Origin of the sequence: Paraburkholderia sp. J8-2 (assembly GCF_905220195.1) — a bacterium.
Lineage (GTDB): Bacteria > Pseudomonadota > Gammaproteobacteria > Burkholderiales > Burkholderiaceae > Paraburkholderia.
Genome location: NZ_CAJMZA010000003.1, coordinates 22,276 through 38,824, shown reverse-complemented (window position 1 = coordinate 38,824; position 16,549 = coordinate 22,276). Strand labels below are relative to the sequence as shown.

The following is a 16,549-nucleotide window of genomic DNA, read 5'->3' as shown; positions in this document are numbered from 1 at the left end:
CACGCGCGCCTGCATTCAGCCACGTTTTTAATCTTACGCAGTTATCCAACGTCAGTCGCCCGCAGGCGCGATCTCCAGACGATAACCCACACCGTAGATCGATCGAATCATGTCCTGGTCGGGCCGGATCGACTGGATCTTGCGCCGCAGGTTCTTGACGTGCGAATCGATCGTGCGGTCGGCGACCACACGGTGATCGTCGTAGAGCGCGCGCAGCAGAAAGTCCCGTGCGTAAATGCGGCCAGGGCCGGAATGCAGTAGCGCAAGCAGACGAAATTCGATGGGCGTGAGGTGCAGATCCCGGCCGTCCAGGCGCGCGGCGTGTTGCGCGACGTCGATCGAAAACGGCGACGGCACAGTGCCTTCCGCTTCCTGGTGCGCTCGCGCCAGCAACTCGGCGCGCCGCAGGATCGCCTTGACGCGCGCCACCACTTCCCGCGGGCTGAACGGCTTGCACACGTAGTCGTCGGCACCGAGTTCGAGCCCGAGCAAACGGTCGATTTCGTCCACGCGCGCCGTGATGATCATCACGGGAACGGCGGAGAACGTGCGCAGTTCGCGGCACACGTCGAGGCCGCTGCGTCCGGGCAGCATCAGGTCGAGCAGCACCATCGACGGTTGATGCTCGCGCACGTAGGGCACGACCTCCCGGCCGTCCGCAATGATCGTCGTGGCGAAATCCTCCTTCGCGAGGTAGTCGGCGAGCAGGGCCGCGAGCTTCGGCTCGTCTTCGACGACGAGGATGGATGGCCGCGTGGTCGGATCAATCATGATGCGTGTTCAGGCGAGGAAGTTGAACGAGGATGCGCAGTCCGCCAAGCGGCGAGCGCGATGCCTCGATGGTGCCGCCGTGTTGCTCCACGATGTGCTTGCACAATGCGAGTCCGAGACCCGCGCCGCCACTTTGCCGGCTGCGCGATGGATCGACGCGGAAGAACCGGTCGAACAGATGGGGCAGCAGCGGCGCGGGAACCGGCGGGAACGAGTCCTGGACATCGACATAAATATGGTTGTCGTTCGACGTGACCGAGATCCGCACGCGGCCGCCCTCATTGGTGTAGCGCAGCGCGTTTTCCAGCAGGTTTTTCCACAGCTGCGTGAGGCGATAGGGATCGCCCGAGAGCGTCGCGCGCGCATCGTCGCGATCGAAGTCCAGCGTGATTCGCTTCGCTGCGAGCCGCTCGCGAAAGACGTCGCATGCGGCCTCCACGATCGGTACGAGGTCGAGCGGCACTTTCTCGAACGAGAGCTGGCCGATGTCCGCTAGCGAGAGTTCGTAGAGATCGTCGATCAACTGGCTGAGCATCGCTACTTCGGACTGCAGAGAAGCGATGGTCGCGGCGTCGGGCCGGCGCACGCCGTCTTCGATCGCTTCGAGTTCGCCGCGCAGCACCGAAAGCGGCGTGCGCAGCTCGTGCGAAATATCGGCGATAAAGTCGCGCCGGTCGCTTTCGGCTTTTTCGAGCGACGCCGCGAGCCGGTTGAAATCGCTCGCGAGCATTTGCAGTTCGTCGCGGCCCGTGGCCGGCACGCGCGTGGCGTAGTCACCGCCCGCGAGGCGATGTGTGGCGGTGACGATCCGCTTGATCGGCGTGAGCAGCGTGCGCGCGAGGATGATCGACACGGCAGCGCAGAGCAAGGTGGTAAAGCCTACGATGATCCACGTCGCCTGCGTCTGGCGGTCCTTGAAGCGCTGTTCCGCCTGATTGATGAGCGACGTGGGGCCTGCCACCGCGATCCAGCCCACCGTTTGACCCTTGACGCGCAGCGGATGGCGGACAGCCTCGGGCGGCGGGGGTGGCCCCTCGCTCGCGACGACCTTCATGTCCGCGTCGTAGAGCATATAGGGCGGGCGAAACGTCCGCGAGTGCTCGGCAAAGCCGGGGGTGAAGGGGCCATCCTTGCCGCCTTCGTCGTGGAAGCCGCCCGGCGCATCGGGCGGACGGGCGTCGCGCGGCGGCTCGCCCGGCGGCGGGCCGCCATCGAATGGGGGCCGGCCTCGCGTGCGAGCGCGAACGAAATCCCAATTGCCGTGCTGCGCATACGAGGCTTCCAGTTCCTGTTCGAGCGCCGCCAGATCGTTCGCGCCTTGCTCCTGCAGAAAATCCACGAAGCCATATTCGAAACTCGTCCGGACCGCGATGCCCATGGCCACGGCGGCGAGCACGCAAGCCGAAAGAATCGCGAGGAAGAGTTTGGAGGTGACGCTGACTTTCATGACGGATTCAGCAGAAGGCAATAAACGTGAGTGCGCGCAAATTCGGCACTATTTTCGCCTGAAGCGTACCGTAAGGTGGGCGTGGCCCGTCCGAATCCTTATTTTCTCCAGATTTCCCTTCTTTTTCCTGCACGGTTGTTCCGTATGATCCGCTGCAGATCGAAGCGCTTGCATGCCGCTCGTGCGCGCGATCTGGCTGGAATGACGTGCATGACACAGGAAGGGACAGATCGATGGACATACACGTGCTGCTTGTCGAACCCGATCAGGCATATCGGGACGACCTGCGTACCTATTTGCAGCGTCAGCAGATCGCCGTGTCGGTGCTGTATGGCGTCGAGCGACTGGAGCAGCGTCTCGCGCGAGAAACGCCTTCGCTCATCATCCTTCGGCATGACGCGCTGAAGATCGACGGCATTGCAACGCTACGCGCGCTGCGCGAGCGAGGGTGGCTCACGCCTGCGATCATCGTGAGCGAATCCGGCGACGTGGCCGACAAGGTGCTCGCGTTCGAATTCGGCGCCAACGACTATATGGTCGATCCGTTCGATCCTCGCGAACTGCTCGCGCGCATGCACCACGCGTTGCGCTGCAGGATCGATTACCCTGCGTCGCCGCGCAGGGAAACGAAATACGTCTTCGACGGCTTCGAACTCGACGCCATCGACAATCAATTATTCAGGGACGGCCGCAAGATCCCGGCTCCGCCCCTCGTGCTTGCCGTGCTCGCGGTGTTCGCCGCGAATCGCCTGCGGCCGCTGTCGCGCGAGCGCATTGTGAACATGATCGATCGCAATTCGTCGCTTCATGCGCGCAGCGTCGACGTGGTCGTTTTCCGCCTGCGCAAGCTGCTCGGGCTGTCGCCGTGCGGCCGCCAATATATTCAAACGCGTTACAGGGACGGCTATGTTTTCTGCCCCGACGACGCGCTTCCCGACCAGGACCTCGCGGCTGCCCGCGGATGAAAAAAAACCCGGCGTTTTCGCCGGGTATGCAAAGAGTTGGAGGTATAGCACCCTTCATCCACGGTTGAGGCATACCGCGCAATGTCAGGTGAGACCAGCGTAGCAGATGATTTCGCATTTTCGAACTTCAGAACCATTGCTATTTCTTAACGTGTAACCGGTCCTGTAACGTTCGCGCACGCTGGCGTGGCGTGGAAGAAATGTACGGAAAAATCCTGTAACCCGGAACCGGCGCCACGGTGGCAACATGCGTGTCCATAGCCTTAACCCGCAGAAACCCTGCCGAACCCCGATCAGACACGCAACGATGCAACACCTCGACCGTGAGAGCCACGCCCAGCACGACGCAACGTGTCCCTCCCTGGCGCGCGAGCAAGCACGCAGCGCGGCGTTTGTGATGTCGCCGGCGCTTGGGGATTCGCTGAATCTGTTGATCATTGCGCACAATCTCGTGCTCGCGGGCTGGCAGGTGGAAATATTCGGTAATCACGCGTGGTCGCTTGCCCGCTGGTTCCCGCACTTGTCGATGAAGCCGGCGCTCGGCGAGGAAGAAGCACGCGATCGGCTGGCGGATTTCGGCGTCGTCGTGCAGATGCACCGCGACCGGCCGCTCAAGCAACTACGCGCATGGCATCCGGGCTTCGTCGATCTGCACGATGTCGAATACGCGGACGACGGCCGCTGTATGGCGCATCGCTTCGCGGCGTTCGCGGCGCGTCACTTCGGATTGCCAACCGTCGAGATTTCGAACGGTATGCGCGCGCCGCCGGAGCTTCAGCACCGCCGCCACGCCCAACGCGTAGCGGTGCACCCGGAGGCCAGCACAGCGGACAAGCGCTGGCTGGCGCGCCGTTTCATTGGCCTCGCCCAGCGTTTGAGCGGGGAAGGTTTTGCGCCTGAGTTCGTCGTTGCCGACGGCGAGCGCTCGCGCTGGCTGCCGCTTGCCAGCACCGCACCGCCGTTGTGTTCGTTTCGCGATACGGCTGACCTTGCAGCGTGGCTTTACGAATCGGGCTGGTTTATCGGCAACGATTCGGGCCTGGGCCATCTCGCTTCGGCACTCGGCATCCCGACGCTGACCGTGTTTCGTCGGCGACGCGTCGCGCAGCGCTGGCGCCCTGGATTTCAGTGCGGCGAGATCGTGCTGCCGCCGTGGTGGGTGCCGACCGCTGGCCTCAAGGAAAAGTGGTGGCGCGAAGCGATTTCGGTGCGACGCGTGCACCGCGCCTTTCGGGTATTGCGCGAACGCGTGGCGGTGCTGGCCTGAAATTGCCTTCGCGGTAACGCATATCGGCGATCGCGGCAAGCATCGAATCAATGATTAGTGTTACTAACGTTTACCGCGCCGGAATCTTCCGGCCCACCTTCGCATGGACATGAAATTCCAGATCCAGGGCAGTGTTGCGGTGGCGTTGCCGCCGCCAATCGGCGACAGCCTTATTGGGCTCGTTCTCGTCAACAACCTCATTCGAAACGGCTACCGGCCCATCGTGTTCGGCTGGGTGGCCGAGCAGCTCGCGGCCTGGTTTCCCCACATGACGGTGGGGTATCAGGCGGCGTATGCCGGCGCGTTCGACACGGTCATCGAACTGCGCCGCACCGAGTTCGGGCCGATGCTGAGCCGCTCGGGCAAGACGCTTTGTCTGGCCGAACTGCCCGAATATGGCGGCGGGAAGCACATGGTCGACCGCGTGGTCGACATTGCCGTGAATGTGCTCGCGTTACGCGATGTGACGCATTCGAACGGCCTCGTCGTGCCGCCCGGCGTGCAGCGCGGCCGCTTCGCGGATCGTGTCGTGATCCATCCCACCGGCAGCCACCGCGAAAAAATGTGGAGCCGCGAGAAGTTTCTCGCGCTCGCCCACGAACTCAGCCGTGCGCACCTGCATCCGAGCTTTCTCGTCGCGCCCGGGGAGTTTGCGGCCTGGCGGGAGAGCCAGGCGCAAGGGCACGAGGTTCACTCACTGCCGCGACTCGAGGACGTGGCGACGTGGATCGCCGAGTCCGCGTGGTTCATCGGCAACGACTCGGGGCTCGGTCATCTCGCTTCGTCGATCGGAGTCCCCACGCTCACGCTTTTCATGCGGCGCGGACTGGCGCGCACGTGGCGCCCGCGCTGGGGGCCTGGCCACATCGTATTGCCGCCCAACGTCATACCGTTCGGCAATCTCAAGGAGCTTCTGTGGACAAAGCTGCTCAGCGTGGGTCGTGTCATGGCGCACTTTCAGGCGCTGCAGTCGCGTTCATGAGCGCGAGCCTTCAAACGCGGCGGTTTTGAAGTATTGGATCGATCAACTGTAGAGGAGGGGATGCCATGAAACTCGGCGTTTCCTGCAATGTCTTGAAGCATAGCGGCGGCATGGAGCGCTACGCGAGAGATCTTGCGCGCGGCATTGCCGAGCGCGGCTTTCGTCCCGCCTATTTTGCGCGCAGCCTCGACCATGCGCTGCCCGAGTATGCGATGGTCGAGCCGCATCGCATCAACGTGTCGTTTTTGCCAGGCAAACTGCGCGATGCCTGGTTCTCCTGGCGATTGCGCCGCGCGAAGCGTGTAGCCGCCGTGGACATCATGATCGGCTGCAACCGTGTCGACAGTTCGGATATCGCCGTGTGTGGCGGCACCCATCGTGGCTTCCTGCGCGCAACGGGCCGCAGAACCAAGCTTACCGACCGTTGGCAGATTGCACTGGAGGAACGCCTGTACGCCAATGCGGCGATCATTCTGGCGCATTCGCCTTTGATGCGTGACGAACTGATCGAACTGTACGGAATCGACGAGGCCAAGGTGCGCATTCTGCGTCCCCCCGTCGACACAGCGCGCTTCACGCCTGTCGATACCGCTGCGCGCGCATCGCTGCGCAAGCGGCTCGGCTTTCAGGACAACGAGTGCGTGTTGCTGTTTCCTTCGAGCAGTCACATGCGCAAGGGCCTGCCGCTCATCGAGGCAGCCGCGCGGGACCTCAAGGAACCCGTCGTCGTCGCAGTAGCGGGGCGGCCGGTGGGCAGCCTCTCGCCGCACGTGCGTTACATCGGCTTTCAGCGCGAAATCGAGGACTGTTATCGCGCTGCCGACTTCACGATCCTGGCTTCCGCTTACGAGCCTTTCGGGTTGGTGGGTATCGAATCGGTGATGTGCGGCACGCCTGTGATCATTCCTTCGACGATGGGTTGCGGCGATGTGATCGCCACACAAGCGAAGCACGTCTTCGAGCGAGGAGACGTGCGATCGCTGCGCGAGGCGATCAGGCGCGCAATTGCCAGCCAACCCGCCGAGATGGAGAAAGGCAAAGCCGTGCTCTACGACGCCAGCGTGGCCGGGCACGTCGATTCACTGCTTTCGTTAGCCAGCCAGGTGCATACAGGTTGGGGTATCAGCGCCGTTGGCGCCCAGCGCGGCGCCGCTTCGGCGCTGGGTCTGAACGCGACGGTCAGTCCGCGTTCACACTGACCGCCACGTCCACCCGATGCTCGCCGCCGCCAAGAATGACGCCGCGCAGCAGCGACACGTCGGTGTAGTCGCGGCCGATGGCGAGCGTAACGTGGCCTTGATCGGCGAGCACGTCGTTGGTCGGATCGAGATCGATCCAGCCTGCCGGGGGCGCAGAGAGTGCGGACGGCGCCGGGGGTACGTAGAGCGACACCCACGCATGCGAGGCGTCCGCGCCGATCATCGGCGGCGCGCCTTCGGGCGGGTCGTTGCGCAGATAGCCGCTCACGTAGCGCGCGGCGAGCCCGATCGAGCGCAGGCAGCCGATCATCACCTGGGCGAAGTCCTGGCACACGCCATGGCGCAGTTCGAACGCGCGCGCGGCGGGTGTGTCGAACGCCGTTGCCGAGGGCAGGTACTCGAAGTCGGCATGGATGCGATGCATCAGGTCAATCGCCCCGGCCAGTACCGGGGTGCCGGGCGTGAAGCTTTCCAGCGCGTAGGCTCGCAATCCGGGCTGCAGGGCGATATTCGGCGAAGCGAAGCAAAACTCCGACTCCGCGTAAAACGCGCCGCCCGCCGTGTAGCGCAGCATGCGCTCGACGTCTTCCCAGGCCGGTGTCGCGGCGACATCGAGCGATGCGTAGCGAGGCGTGAGCAGCACGCTCGTCTCGCTCGTCATTTGCAGGTAGTCGTGTGGCGCGTCGAACGAGAAGTAGAGGACCTCGTTGCCGAAGGCGTCGCAGCGGCTGGTTTGATACGACGGCGCGGGTTCGATGCGTTCGCGGTGCGTGAGCACGCGCTGCCACGGCAGGTCGAGCGGACGGATCGTCGCGAGATGCTGCGCGGTCTCGACGAGCGTCGAATAGCGGTAAGTCGTGCGGTGCGTGACCGCGAGGCGCGTGCCGCTCATGACCACACCTGCGCGGCGAGCGGCACGGCGTGGCTGAACCAGCGTGCGCTGATCTCGTTCGACATCGCGGCCATGCGCTCGGCGAAACTGTCGCACAGCGCGGTGAGCGCAGGGTAGCGGCCGTCGTCGCCGGGCTCGCAAAGCACTTCCAGCGTGGGCAGCGCCTCGACGGGCGCGAGGTGTGAGGCGAACGGCTCACGCTTCGGACCGCGTGAAGCCTGGGCGATTTCGTCGAGCCGCGCGCGCAGCCGCGCATAGACGCCGTAGAGCCCGCGCGGATTGGTCGGGTCGGTCACGATCACGTCGAGCAGCGCGGGCACTTCGAGGCGCCCTGGATAGAGCGAGCGATACGTGAGCGTGCTGTCGAACAGTTGCAGCAGCACGTCGAAGCCCGCGGGCGTGGCGAGCGTGCGTTCGTGCGCGGCGATCCGCAGCATGGTGGCGAGTGCGGACACGCGTTCGATATGGCGTCCCGCGAACAACAGGCGCCAGGCTTCGTCGCGGGTCATGCGGTCGCCCTGGCAGCCGCTGATGGCGCTTAGCTGCGTGGCGAGCGTGTCGAGCGCGCCCATCAGCGCGATGCGGTCGTACGGCGTGGGACGCCTGAATTCGAGGGTGGTGCCGTTGCGCGGCGCCGCTGGCACGAGCGAGAGCGCGTGCAGCGCGTCGCGGAAGTCGTTGCGCGAGGCAAGCACGGTGCGCCAATGGTCGTTCGAAAGCCGGCCGCGAATCTCGCCGCAGGCGTACGCCTGGCTCGCGAGCGTGCGGCCGATTCCCGTTGCGCCCGCGTTCTCGTGCAGATTGGCGACGAGCGCGCGCTCGAAGTCGTCGAGGCTGCGCCGCGCTTCATGGCCCGTGGCGGGCACGAGCCCATTGGCGGCGGCCAGTTCGATGAAGGTGCCGAACAATTCTTCGGCGTCGCTGCCTTCGAGCGAGCCGAGAATCAACCGGCACAGTCGCACGCCGTTTTCGGCGCGCTCGCCGTAACGGCCCGCCCAGAACAGGTTCTCCGCCGAGCGGCTCGGCACGCGGCGGCGCTCGCGGTGCAGCTCGCCGGGCTTGATCGGGCTCGGCAGGAGCGTGAAGGTCGAACCGGGCTGGCTCGACAGCACCCAGGTATCCACGCTGCTGCCGCCCATCTGCATCGATACGGATTCCTGATGTTCAGCAGCCAGGCGCGTGAAGCCGCCAGGCAGCACACGCCAGCCGCATTCCTGGTCGGCGATCGCGTAGACGCGCAGGACGGCCGGCCGCGCGCCGAGCATGCCCGCGCCGTTTTCATAGCGCGGCGTATAACTGTAGCGCAGCGGCTGCTGCACCGTGAAGGCGTCGGGCAACTGCTCGATGCGCTCGCGCCAGTCGGCGAGCGTTTGCAGGCCGGCGGCGAGCCCGGGCGCGGAAGACGCGCTCGCCGCGCCGGGCCACGTCGGTACGAGCAGCGCCTCGGGCACCTGCGCGAGCGCGTCGTGCCAGGCCGCGTCTTCGCCGCACCACCAGGTCGCGCTGCTCGGCAGCGCAAGCTCCTCGCCGAGCAGCGCCTGCGCGATGCCCGGCATGAAGCCGTGCAGCGCGGGCGATTCGACGAAGCCGGCGCCCGGCACGTTCGAGACCATCACGTTGCCCGCCCGCATGACCTGCAGCAGGCCCGGCACGCCGATGGTCGAGTCGGCGCGCAGCTCGACCGGGTCGCAGAACGTGTCGTCGAGGCGGCGCAGCACCGCGTGCACGCGCTCGAGGCCATCGAGCGTCTTGAGGTACAGCATGTCGTCGCGCACCGTGAGGTCCTTGCCCTCGACGAGCGTGAGGCCGAGGTAGCGCGCAAGGAACACGTGCTCGAAGTAGGTCTCGCTGAACGGTCCCGGCGTGAGCAGCACGATATGCGCAGACGCGCCGCTCGCGCTGCGCTCGTCGGCGCTCATGATCTCGCGCGCGGCCGCGGCGAGCGTGGCGACGAGCTGCGAATAGGAAGGCGCGAGACGGTGCACCCGCATGGTGCGAAACGGCTCGGCAAAGAGGCTCGAGACGATGAGCCGGTTCTCGAGCAGATAGCCGAGGCCCGAGGGCGCTTCCGTGCGGTGCGAGACGACGGTCCACTGGCCTTCGGGCGAGCGCGCGAGGTCGAGGGCGACGATCTGCAGATACTGGCGGCCCGGCGGCACGAAGCCTTTCACGGCGCGCAGGTAGCCCGGGTGGCCGAACACCAGCGCGGGCGGCAGCAGGCCGCGCGCGAGCAGCGTTTGCGGCCCGTAGATATCGGCGACGATCTCGTTGAGCAGGCGCGCGCGCTGCGCGGCGCCGCGCTCGATCTGCGCCCATTCGGCTTCGTCGATGATGAACGGCAGCACGTCGAGCGCCCACGGGCGCGGCCCGCCCGCGTCGGCGTAGACGTTATAGGTGATGTCGTTCTCGCGCACCTGGCGCTCGACCGAGGCCGCCGCGCTGTCGAATCCCGCCACGCCCGGCTTGCCGAGCAGGCCGAAGAACTGCCGCCACGGCTCGCGCAGCTCGCCTTCTGCCGTTTGCAGCTCGTCCCAGTGTCCGGCGCGCACCGGCAGCGTGCGCAGCGGCGCGAGCGCCTCGTCGTCGCTGGCGGAGGAATCGAACGGCAGGGTGGATTGAGTCGGCAAGATCGTGGGTCGTGGCAGCGCGCCTCGCTCGCGAGGCGCGCCTTCGGTTAGGGCTATTGACGGGTTATCGGCCGCAATCAGCCGCGGCGTAGATCCAGTGTGAACGGAAATTCGAGGCTGCGCTCAGGCGGCGCCACTTCCACCGGCCCCGGCGTGTGGCCGGTCGTGAAGAAGCGCGCGCGCCGGCGGCTTTCGGCCTCGTAGGCGTTGACCGGAAACGTCTCGTAACTGCGGCCACCCGGATGTGCAACATGATACTGGCATCCGCCAATCGCGCGCGCGCTCCAGGTGTCGACGATATCGATCGTGAGCGGCGCGTGTACGCCAATGGTCGGATGCAGCGCAGACGACTGCTGCCACGCGCGAAAGCGCACGCCCGCCACGCTCTCGCTCACGCGCCCGGTGGGCTGAAGCGGCAACGCGCGGCCGTTCACGCTGACGATATGGCGGTTTTCGTTGACGCCGAGCACGCGCACTTCGAGCCGCTCCACCGACGAATCGACGTAACGCACCGTGGTGCCCGCCCCGCCTTCTTCGCCCATCACATGCCACGGTTCGAGCGCGTGGCGCACCGCGAGCGTGATGCCGCCCGTGTGAAGCTCGCCCACCAGCGGGAAGCGGAATTCGAAGTGCGGCGCGAACCACGCGGCGTCGAGCGCGAAGCCCGCCTGGGTCGTTTCGGCGAGCACGTCGTCGAAGTCCATCTGCACGAAGGTCGAGAGCATGAAGCGGTCGTGCAGCTCGGTGCCCCAGCGCGTGAGGCGCTGCGTGTATGGCGTTTTCCAGAAGCGCGCGACGAGCGCGCGCAGCAGCAGCTGCTGCGCGAGGCTCATGCGCGCGTGCGGCGGCATTTCGAAGCCGCGCAGCTCGAGCAGGCCCAGGCGCCCGGTCGGGCCGTCGGGCGAATAGAGCTTGTCGATGCAGAACTCGGCGCGATGGGTGTTGCCCGTCACGTCGATGAGGATGTTGCGCAGCGTGCGGTCGATGAGCCACGGCGGCACGCGCGGGCCGTTGTCGAACGGGCTGCCGAAACCGCGCAGCAGATCGACTTGGCGCTGGATCTCGGCGAACGCGACTTCCAGTTCGTAGACCTGATCGTTGCGCGCTTCGTCCACGCGCGGCGCCTGGCTCGTCGGCCCGATGAACAGGCCCGAAAACAGATACGAAAGCGACGGATGGTTGTGCCAGTAGGCCACGAGGCTCGCGAGCAGATCGGGGCGGCGCAGGAACGGGCTGTCGGCGGGCGTGGCGCCGCCGAGCACGAGGTGATTGCCGCCGCCGGTGCCGGTGTGGCGGCCGTCGAGCATGAACTTTTCGGTGGAGAGCAGCGTTTCGTGCGCGGCCTGATAGAGGAATTCGGTGCGCTCGACCAGCTCGTCCCAGTTCGACGACGGGTGGATGTTCACTTCGATCACACCGGGGTCGGGCGTGACCTGGAGCATTTTCAGGCGCGGGTCGCGCGGCGGCGGATAGCCTTCGATCACGACCGGCAGCGCGAGGTCGGCGGCGGTGGCCTCGACGGCGGCGAGCAGGTCGAGGTAGTCGTCGAGTTCGGCGAGCGGCGGCATGAAGACGTGCAATTGTCCCTGCGCGCGGCCGAACGTTGCGGCTTCGGCTTTCGGTCCCGCGGCGCGCGCCGGGTCGCGCGCTTCGACGCACAGCGCGGTGCGATGGATCCAGGCGGCCGACTCGCCGCGTTCGGGGTAGCGATGTGACGCAGAGGGCACGCCGGTGCCTCCCGCGCCTTCGGCGTAGGCGGCGCTTCCCGCACTTCCCGCACTTCCCGCGCTTCCAGCGCGTTCTCCGCTACGCAATTGCGCAGCGGCATCAAAGTTCGCCTCGTACTGCATGCGCAGCTCGGCCGCGCTGCGCAGCGGCGCCGGCGCGGCGAACGGATCGCGCGTGTGCTGCCACGGGTAGTCGGCCTCCGCGACCCACGGCAGCGAATCGAGCGGCAACCGGTAGCCCATTGGCGAGTCGCCGGGAATGAGATACATGCGCTCGTCACGGAAGAACCATGGGCCGCTGATCCAGCGCGGGCCCTGCAGCGCGGGTTGCCCCGCTCCAGGCTCGCCGCGCTCGCAGGCGAGCGGCAGCACGTAGCCCGTCACGGTGTCGAGGCCCGAGTCGAAGATACGGCGCAACCGCATGCGCTCCATCTCGTCGTCGAGGCGCGAGTCGAACGGATCGACGTTGACGGGCAGACGGCGCTCGCGCCACAGGTAATACCAGGTGTCTTCGTAAGCGGGCTGTACGTGCTCGGGATCAACTGCGAGCTTGGTAGCGAGATGTGCAATGAAGCGCTGCGCATCCTCGGCCGTGTGGTGCGTGAGCGAGCGCTCGTCGGCGAACAGCGCGGGGTCGCGCCAGCACGGTTCGCCGTCCGTGCGCCAGAAAAGCGACAGCGCCCAGCGTGGCAACTGCTCACCCGGATACCACTTGCCCTGGCCGATATGCAAAAAGCCCAGCGCGCCATAGTGCGCGCGCAACTTGTCCATGAGTGCGATGGCGTAGCGGCGCTTGGTCGGGCCGAGCGCGTCGGTGTTCCATTCGGGCGCGTCGCGGTCGCCCGCCGCCACGAAGGTCGGCTCGCCGCCCATCGTGAGGCGCACGTCCTGGCCGGCGAGCGCGGCGTCCACCTCGATGCCTACCGCGTGCATGCCGGCCCATTGCGCTTCGGTGTAGGGCTTCGTCACGCGGGGCGTTTCGAGCACGCGCGAGATCGACATCGAATGCGAGAACTCGACTTCGCATTCGTCGAGCGCGCCCGAGATCGGCGCGGCGCTGCCGGGCTCCGGGGTGCACGCCACCGGAATATGGCCTTCGCCCGCAAGCAGCCCCGAGGTCGGATCGAGCCCGATCCAGCCCGCGCCCGGCAGATAGACCTCGCACCACGCGTGCAGGTCGGTGAAGTCGGCTTCGGCGCCGCGCGGGCCGTCGATCGCCTTGACGTCGGGTGTGAGCTGCAGCAGGTAGCCCGAGACGAAGCGCGCGGCGAGCCCGAGCTGGCGCAGCGTCTGCACGAGCAGCCAGCCCGTGTCGCGGCACGAGCCGGAGCCATTTTCCAGCGTTTCCTCGGGCGTCTGCACGCCCGGCTCCATGCGGATCAGGTAGCCGATCTCGTGCTGCAGGCGCTGGTTCAGATCGACGAGGAAGTCGATGGTCACGCGCGGCGTGCGGTCGATCGACTCGACGAACGCGGCGAAGCGCGGCGTGGGCTCGGTGCGCACGAGATACGGGGCGAGTTCGGCGGCCAGCTCGGGCGCGTAGGTGAACGGAAAACGCTCGGCGCTCGGCTCGAGAAAGAAGTCGAACGGGTTGTAGACCGCCATTTCCGCGACCAGGTCGATCGTGACGCGGAACTCGCGCGTCGGCTCGGGAAACGCGAGCCGCGCCTGATAGTTGGCGAACGGGTCCTGCTGCCAGTTGACGAAATGATCGGCGGGCTCCACGCGCATCGAATACGAGAGGATGGGCGTGCGGCAGTGGGGCGCCGGGCGCAGGCGCACCACGTGCGGCGCGAGGCGCACGAGCCGGTCATAGCGATACTGCGTGACATGGTTTAACGCGACACGGATGGACACACCCGACTCCTCGATCGACTTGGTTGGAACGGCGCAAAACGGATAAGCGGCGCACGGCGCAGCGTGCGTATGATGCAGTCGGCGCGAGTGCGGGATGTGACAGCCGCGGCGGCAACCGGGGCAAAAGCGCGGCCCGCGCGCGTGCGAGGCACGCCGCGTGCTGCGTGAGGCGCTGCGGCCCGCGCGGCCATCACAGGAATGCGGCCATGAAGACCTTTCACTGCGACCACTGCAATCAGCTGGTGTTTTTCGAAAACGAGCGCTGCGAGCGATGCGAGGCGCGCTTGGGCTATGTGCCGCAGACGGGCGAGATGCACGCTTTCGAAGACGCGGGCGAAGGCCGCTGGCGCAGCCTGAATGCCAAGGCCGCCGGCGCGCTCTTTCGCCAGTGCCACAACTACGCGGTCGAAAACGTCTGCAACGGCATGATTCCGGCCGATTCCGGGGACACGCTGTGCCGCGCCTGCCAGTTCACGCGCACGATCCCCAACCTCTCGCGAGCCGAGAACCGCCTGTACTGGTATCGCCTCGAAACGGCCAAGCGGCGCCTGCTCTATACGCTGGGTGCGCTCGGCCTGCCGCTCGTCACGCGCGCCGAAGACCCGGAACACGGCCTGCAATTCGAGTTTCTCGAGGCAACCGACGATGGCGAGCCGGTCATGACGGGCCACGATCATGGCCTCATCACGATGAACATCGCCGAGGCCGACGACGCGCATCGCGAGCGCACGCGCGTCTCGCTGCACGAACCGTATCGCACCTTGCTGGGGCATTTCCGCCACGAGGTCGGCCATTACTATTTCGACCGTCTCATCGCGCAGGAGCCAACCGGGCGCTGGCTCGAACCGTTTCGCCGCTGCTTCGGCGACGAGCGCGCCGACTATGCCGAAGCGCTCGCCGCGCATTACGCCGAAGGCCCCGCGCCGGACTGGGCCGAACGCCATGTGAGCGCGTATGCGTCGGTGCATGCGTGGGAGGACTGGGCCGAGACGTGGGCGCATTACCTGCATATCGTCGATACGCTCGACACAGCCACGGCCTGCGGCCTCGCGCTGCTGCCCGAAAGCCGCGACGAGCCTGTGCTGGTCGACCAGACGCCGGTGGACGAGGCGAGCTTCGACAGCCTCATGGCGCGCTGGTTTCCGCTCACCTACGCGCTCAATAGCCTGAACCGCAGCCTCGGCATGCCGGACGGCTATCCGTTCGCGCTGGCAACGCCTGTCATCGACAAATTGCGCTTCGTTCATCGCGTGATCTCGGCTTCGTCTTCCCGGTCGTGAACGTCCACGCGCCGCTTGCGTTTTTGCGCTCTTGTGTTCGCCAACGCGCCGGCTCAGCGCTCGAGCACCCAGGTGTCCTTCGTGCCGCCGCCCTGCGAGGAATTGACCACGAGCGAGCCTTCGCGCAGCGCGACCCGCGTGAGCCCGCCCGGCACCATACGCACTTCCTTGCCCGAGAGCACAAACGGGCGCAGGTCGATGTGGCGCGGCGCAACGCCCGATTCGACCCACGTCGGGCACGTGGAGAGCGAGAGCGTAGGCTGCGCGATGTACTTATCCGGGTTCGCGACGAGCACCGCGCGGAATTCCTCGATCTCGGCGCGCGTGGCGGCCGGGCCGATCAGCATGCCGTAGCCGCCCGCGCCGTGTGTTTCCTTCACGACCAGTTCCGGCAGATGGTCGAGCACGTACTGCAGGTCGTCGGCCTTGCGGCACATCCACGTGGGCACGTTCTTGAGCAGCGGTTCCTCGCCCAGATAGAAGCGCACCATGTCGGGCACGTAGGGGTAGATCGACTTGTCGTCGGCCACGCCCGTGCCCACCGCATTGCAGAGCGTCACGTTGCCCTTGCGGTAGACGTTCATGAGGCCCGCCGCGCCGAGCGTCGAGTCGGAGCGGAAGACGTGCGGATCGAGAAAGTCGTCGTCCACACGCCGGTAGATCACGTCCACGCGCTGCGGGCCCTTTGTGGTGCGCATATAGAGGTGATCGTTCTCGACGAAGAGGTCCTGGCCTTCCACGAGTTCGACGCCCATTTGCTGCGCGAGAAACGCGTGCTCGAAGTACGCCGAGTTGTACATGCCCGGCGTGAGCAGCACGACCGTCGGGTTGTCGGTGCCGGAAGGGGCGGCGGCGCGCAGCGTGTCGAGCAGCAGGTCGGGGTAGTGCGCGACCGGCGCCACGCGGTTGCGCACGAACAGGTCGGGAAAGAGCCGCATCATCATCTTGCGGTTTTCCAGCATGTACGACACGCCGGAGGGTACGCGCAGGTTGTCCTCCAGCACATAGAACTCGCCCTCGCCGGCGCGCACGATATCGATGCCCGCGATATGCGCATAGATGTCGTGCGCGACATTCACGCCCTGCATCTCGGGGCGGTACTGCGCGTTGCGCAGGATCTGGTCGGCGGGCACGATGCCGCGCTTGACGATCTCCTGCTCGTGGTAGATGTCGTGGATGAAGCGGTTCAGCGCATTCACGCGCTGGCGCAAGCCGCGCTCGAGCGTGTTCCACTCCTGGCGCTGGAAGATGCGCGGGATCACGTCGAAGGGAATCGTGCGCTCGGTGCCCGCGCCCGTGACGTCCTTTTCACCGTAGACGGCGAACGTGATGCCCACGCGCCGGAAGATGGCGTCGGCTTCGGCGCGCTTCTTGAGCATTTGCTGCTCGCTCTGGCTGCGCATCCATGTGAAGAATTCGCGGTAATGGGCGCGCGGCTCGCCGGCCTGCGCGAACGCAGCGGCGGAGAGGCCGCGAACGTCGAATTCCCCGTACTCGAACATCTCGTTGAAGAATGTTTGCTTCATGTTCGTCTT

At 66.2% G+C, this 16,549-nt stretch carries 10 protein-coding genes and 1 pseudogene; 5 read left to right on the top strand and 6 right to left on the bottom strand.

The annotated features are described in order from the left end of the window. Positions 1-51: 51 nt before the first annotated feature. The gene (locus U5A52_RS09020; protein ID WP_321934545.1) at positions 52-771 is read right to left on the bottom strand and encodes a response regulator; all 720 of its coding nucleotides are present in this window, start codon (positions 769-771) and stop codon (positions 52-54) included. Beyond that, complete coding sequence (locus tag U5A52_RS09015; RefSeq protein ID WP_321934544.1) at positions 764-2,218, bottom strand: ATP-binding protein; 1,455 nt, start codon at positions 2,216-2,218, stop codon at positions 764-766. Before U5A52_RS09015 ends, U5A52_RS09020 begins: the two co-directional genes overlap by 8 nt. A gap of 233 nt (positions 2,219-2,451) precedes the next feature. Between U5A52_RS09015 and U5A52_RS09010 the strand changes: the two genes are divergently transcribed. The 4 genes and pseudogenes from U5A52_RS09010 to U5A52_RS08995 all read left to right on the top strand — a co-directional run. After that, entirely contained in the window at positions 2,452-3,183 is a 732-nt protein-coding gene (locus U5A52_RS09010) for a response regulator transcription factor (protein ID WP_321908505.1), read from the top strand. A gap of 307 nt (positions 3,184-3,490) precedes the next feature. Next, a complete protein-coding gene (locus U5A52_RS09005) occupies positions 3,491-4,450 on the top strand; it encodes a glycosyltransferase family 9 protein (RefSeq protein ID WP_321934543.1) in 960 nt (319 codons plus the stop codon). Between the two features lie 109 nt (positions 4,451-4,559). Next, complete coding sequence (locus U5A52_RS09000; protein ID WP_321908509.1) at positions 4,560-5,432, top strand: glycosyltransferase family 9 protein; 873 nt, start codon at positions 4,560-4,562, stop codon at positions 5,430-5,432. A gap of 65 nt (positions 5,433-5,497) precedes the next feature. After that, positions 5,498-6,535: pseudogene (locus tag U5A52_RS08995) on the top strand (glycosyltransferase family 4 protein); the annotation flags it as partial. A 76-nt stretch (positions 6,536-6,611) separates the two neighbouring features. Here the strand turns inward: U5A52_RS08995 and U5A52_RS08990 are convergent. The 3 genes from U5A52_RS08990 to U5A52_RS08980 all read right to left on the bottom strand — a co-directional run bounded on the left by U5A52_RS08990 (position 6,612) and on the right by U5A52_RS08980 (position 13,734). Further along, positions 6,612-7,523, bottom strand: a complete 912-nt coding sequence (locus U5A52_RS08990; RefSeq protein WP_321908513.1) for a transglutaminase family protein — start codon at positions 7,521-7,523, stop codon at positions 6,612-6,614. Beyond that, positions 7,520-10,150: a circularly permuted type 2 ATP-grasp protein gene (locus U5A52_RS08985; RefSeq protein ID WP_321934542.1), complete on the bottom strand. Its 2,631-nt coding sequence runs from the start codon at positions 10,148-10,150 to the stop codon at positions 7,520-7,522. Before U5A52_RS08985 ends, U5A52_RS08990 begins: the two co-directional genes overlap by 4 nt. 77 nt (positions 10,151-10,227) lie before the next feature. Further along, entirely contained in the window at positions 10,228-13,734 is a 3,507-nt protein-coding gene (locus U5A52_RS08980; RefSeq protein ID WP_321934541.1) for a transglutaminase family protein, read from the bottom strand. 206 nt (positions 13,735-13,940) lie between these two features. Between U5A52_RS08980 and U5A52_RS08975 the strand changes: the two genes are divergently transcribed. Further along, positions 13,941-15,014, top strand: coding sequence for a putative zinc-binding metallopeptidase (locus U5A52_RS08975; protein WP_321908519.1), 1,074 nt, complete (start codon positions 13,941-13,943; stop codon positions 15,012-15,014). Positions 15,015-15,067: 53 nt separating this feature from the next. Here the strand turns inward: U5A52_RS08975 and U5A52_RS08970 are convergent, their stop codons facing one another. Next, complete coding sequence (locus U5A52_RS08970; RefSeq protein WP_321934540.1) at positions 15,068-16,540, bottom strand: circularly permuted type 2 ATP-grasp protein; 1,473 nt, start codon at positions 16,538-16,540, stop codon at positions 15,068-15,070. Positions 16,541-16,549 lie beyond the last annotated feature (9 nt).